Origin of the sequence: Nostoc sp. PCC 9305 (genome assembly GCF_963920915.1) — a bacterium.
Taxonomy (GTDB): Bacteria; Cyanobacteriota; Cyanobacteriia; order Cyanobacteriales; family Nostocaceae; genus Nostoc.
In genome coordinates, this window is the sequence record NZ_CAWUDN010000214.1 from 1 (window position 1) to 3853 (window position 3853).

Annotated in this window: 4 protein-coding genes and 1 pseudogene; 1 reads left to right on the forward strand and 4 read right to left on the reverse strand. The window is 38.2% G+C overall.

The window, feature by feature from the left end:
- Positions 1-70: 70 nt before the first annotated feature.
- Positions 71-1294 (reverse strand): annotated as a pseudogene (locus ACM0OX_RS35225) (tetratricopeptide repeat protein); the annotation flags it as partial.
- A gap of 116 nt (positions 1295-1410) precedes the next feature.
- Between ACM0OX_RS35225 and ACM0OX_RS35230 the strand changes: the two are divergent.
- Entirely contained in the window at positions 1411-1911 is a 501-nt protein-coding gene (locus tag ACM0OX_RS35230; protein WP_414519802.1) for an acyl-CoA thioesterase, read from the forward strand.
- Between the two features lie 67 nt (positions 1912-1978).
- On the opposite strand, the gene ACM0OX_RS35235 is transcribed toward ACM0OX_RS35230, so the two are convergent.
- From ACM0OX_RS35235 to ACM0OX_RS35245, 3 genes are all read right to left on the reverse strand, one after another.
- A complete protein-coding gene (locus tag ACM0OX_RS35235) occupies positions 1979-2176 on the reverse strand; it encodes a hypothetical protein (protein WP_414519804.1) in 198 nt (65 codons plus the stop codon).
- A gap of 418 nt (positions 2177-2594) precedes the next feature.
- On the reverse strand, positions 2595-3215 hold the full coding sequence (locus ACM0OX_RS35240; protein WP_414519805.1) for a hypothetical protein: 621 nt from the start codon (positions 3213-3215) through the stop codon (positions 2595-2597).
- A gap of 29 nt (positions 3216-3244) precedes the next feature.
- Positions 3245-3568 carry an AAA-like domain-containing protein gene (locus ACM0OX_RS35245; RefSeq protein ID WP_414519807.1) on the reverse strand — a complete coding sequence of 108 codons (324 nt, stop codon included), beginning with the start codon at positions 3566-3568 and terminating at the stop codon, positions 3245-3247.
- Between the last annotated feature and the right edge of the window lie 285 nt (positions 3569-3853).

Genomic DNA, 3853 nt, shown 5'->3' on the forward strand with positions numbered 1-3853 from the left:
TTGCACCTGAATATACTTCTAGAGTCTAATAATTTAGATACTGTCACCTTTTCTTCATTTTTCAGCAACCCCTAATTAGCCAGTCATACAATTGGCGTGCAGGTGCTTTGATATTTCGACTGGGATTGATTAAAGCTTGACGGAAAGCATCAATTGTTTGATAGAGGTTTTCGCGCTTTACAGCCACAGTGCGATGGATTGGTGGAGATTCAGGAGTTACCAATACCAATTCCAAACTATCTTTTAAAATCAGTGGGTAGAGCAATGCCGATTTTTGCGGTAATCGCGCCAAATTATCTCGAAGTTCGTTGAGACTTTCCAAATCCAAATTTTGCCGTCTAGCTGTACGGCTAATTTGTTCTACCTGTGCTTTCACTGAAGGACTATTGATAAATTGGTTAAATCCATCTAGAAGTTGCTGTTGATTTAAGACTAGTTGCTCGATTCGTTGTTTTTGTTCGAGCGATCGCTCTTTGGGGGAAATTTTCCGTAGTGTTGTCAGTTCTTTACCCAGCACAACAGCATTATCCACACTTTGATCCAACTTTTGTTTAATTGGTTTTTCTGTTGCCGCTATATTAATACCTTTGACAGTACGTTGATTACCTGGCACAGTCTGGAGATATTCCTCTAGTTCTTCAACTTTGAGTAAATCCATTGTCCTTTGTGCTTCAGCAACACGTTCCTGTTTCAGCAATCGTTCACCCAAAATGCGATATGTCTGGCTAACAGTTATGTTGTAAGCTTCTGGTTGCGGCGCACTCAGTGCTGATGGCTTCAAGCGAGCTTTCTCACGATTAATCAAACAATGCTTGTAGAAAAAAATTGCTAACTCTGGCTGGTTTTGGATATCGAATAAGTAACCTATGTTACTGTAGGTTTTGCCAAGTCGAACCAGATCCCCAAGTTCTTTGTTAATTAATAAAGCTTGCTGATAGGATTGAAGTGCTTCAGAATAATTTTTTTGACTTTGGTAGATTCTGCCAATATTGTTGAATGTTACTGCTTCCCAAGAGCGCTCTCCAAAGTCTCTGCTGATGACTAATGCTTTCTGTAATCTCTGCAACGCTTCTTGCGATTGACCTTGACGAGATTCTTTGATAGCTTCTTCATTGAGCCTTGCAATTTCTGAGAGTTGATTATTCTTGGGTAAAGCTTGAGCTTTTTCTCCAGATTCGTACCTCAACCTTGCATTTGTGTTTACCTGGTTATTGTCTGGATACACCATCCCAAAACCTAGTAAGCTAAGTAGAGATAAAGTAACAACACTCACATGCCGGAGATTAGGCTGCATAACAAAACACTCCCTATGCTCGGAAGGTAAATATTAAATCAAGAAGTCCGGCAACGCAATTAATTTTTATGCTATTCAATAATTTGGAAAATTTATAGGCACTTAGAAATTTGAAGATGTCAGAAGAAAAACCCAGCCAAGCAAAATTGCCACCAACCAGCGCCCTTGACAATCCATCAACTAACGAGTTTGGGAATTGGTTTGAATATCTTGTCAGAGTGCAACCCCACCACACTGACTATGCAGGTGTTGTCTGGCACGGTTCCTACATAGCTTGGATGGAAGAAGCGCGGAATGAATGTTTGCGATCTATAGGGATTGAATTTGCTGATTTAGCCGCTATAGGTTGCGATTTACCAGTTGTAGAATTATCGGTGCGCTATCACCGTTCAGTTCAATTGGGTATGGCAGTGATGGTAAAAACGCGCATGGCTGAGGTGACAGGTGTCCGCATCAATTGGGATTATGCCATTGTCTCAACTGATGGACAAGAATTATACGTCACGGCTAAGGTGACATTAGTGGCTTTAGATCGCGACAGAGGCAAGATTATGCGTCAGTTGCCACCGAGTTTTAAGGATGCCTTAACCAAGATTTCAGCATTAAATAACAATTGATTAAGAAAGGTTGTCATTTCATAATTTTATACTTCACCTTTCATTCGCAAAAGTGAAGTATAGATTTTTACTTTCCAGTTTGGATCTGCGACAGATTTTGAGCAAACTGCGTTACATAATGCCAAATATCTTGTGGAGTAATGCCAAAACTAATATTTAATAAAACAAGGATTGCCGCAAGAGTTAATGCAGTACTCACGGTTACTTTCAGCAACTTCCATAATATTATGAAGATTATCCAAGCTATAATCAACGTAATAATCATATATATTAATTCCTTAATAATTGCCCTTGTCTGAGAAGGTCTTTATTTAGAAAGGGTAAATTTTTATCTGAAGTCAAAATTACTATTGCTAAAGCTATTAGACCTAATTTGGAATAGATACTAAAGCTAAGATTTTTGTCTAACTGTGCCAATGCCATATTAGCTGAAAATGATCCAATTATTCGGGTAAAAGGCAACTTATTTGGCAATTTGGCAGAATTGCTGGAAAGAATTTTTTAATTTATTTGTATCAATAATCACAAGATACAAGAGTTAGATAGGACTCCGATTTGATTTTTGAAAACATTCGGAGACTGAAAAGGCTGTTTTATCAGGGTTTCATTTGAAATTTTGTTCAGAAATCAGACAGGAGTCCTAATCGTTGCTAAAAAAATCTATTCAGCAACTAGTAAGATAATTACTGTATCAACTCGAAGGAGTCAAAAAACTTTCTGACATCACTGACTTGAGGATTTTTATCGCTTCCAACGAAGAGTATATACAACCGTTGATTAACAATAAAAACTCTACCCGTCATAAAAATTCCTTCTTTTTCATCCCACAGCTTAATTTCTATGCCGGGATATGCACCTAGAGTAATATTTTCCTGACTTAGTAATTTTTTCCCATCTTCTAATATCCCTTGTACAGCGAAATCCAATAATTCACTTGAAGGAATCTGAGTCACATCATTGTTAAAGTCAGCATAGCTAACCATAAACACATTTGTTTCATTAGTACTCAGATACATTTTTGTAGACTCAACACCGTCAGGCTTTTGACTTTTATCTGGTGTGATGTCTGAAATTTCCTCACCGGGCATGAGAATAGAGAATTTACCTTCATCTGGAGAGAATTTTTTCCATTCTGGTTCTAGTGCGATACCTTCGGTGCTGCACGCAGTGCAGATCGCAGTTGATGTTACATTTAAATTCTGGCTATTTCTTGCATCAACTTTGGGACTATTGAATGTTGCTGCTGATACGAAAATCAAAGCTGCTAGAAGTAATTTGTTGGACTTGATGATTGTTTGTAACATTGAATTGCCTGTTGAACTCGACAATTCCATCATCTACAGTCGGAGAAAAACTCCTCTTCTGCTAGCTGAAAATCGATAGCTACTGTTGTATTTCCTTGATTTTCTGATTGATGCAGAATCCGCGCTAGGAGTGAAGATTTACCCATGTGTTGCGGTGCTTTGATGCGAATTAGGAAACCTGGTTTTTTGATTTCTTCGTAACAACGCTGTTTGATAGGAGGACGTTCTACATAAAAAAGAGAATCTAATGCTACTTCCCCTTCTGGATATTCAAGTTCGCAAGTAGAGACTAAGGAAGGAGGAAATGATGGAGAATTATTTATTTTTTCTATTTTTTGGGATTTTTGTCTCATCCTTTGCTTGACTAGTTTAATGCACTCTGTACGAACTCTGATTCCGCGTGGCATAGCTGGTTGATAAAAAACTATGCAATTTACATTACAGGATAAGTGTTTATTTGGTAAAGTCAGTTATGGATTTCCAACTAATTAGGACTTACGCAAAATATCTCTCAAACTCTGATTTCTCCGTGTCCTCTGCGCCTCTGTGGTTCGTTATCCCGTAACTCGTGCGTAAGTCCTACTAAAAAAATATACAACTATTTATTGTGGGGTGGGCGTCTCGCCATTGGTGTCAAG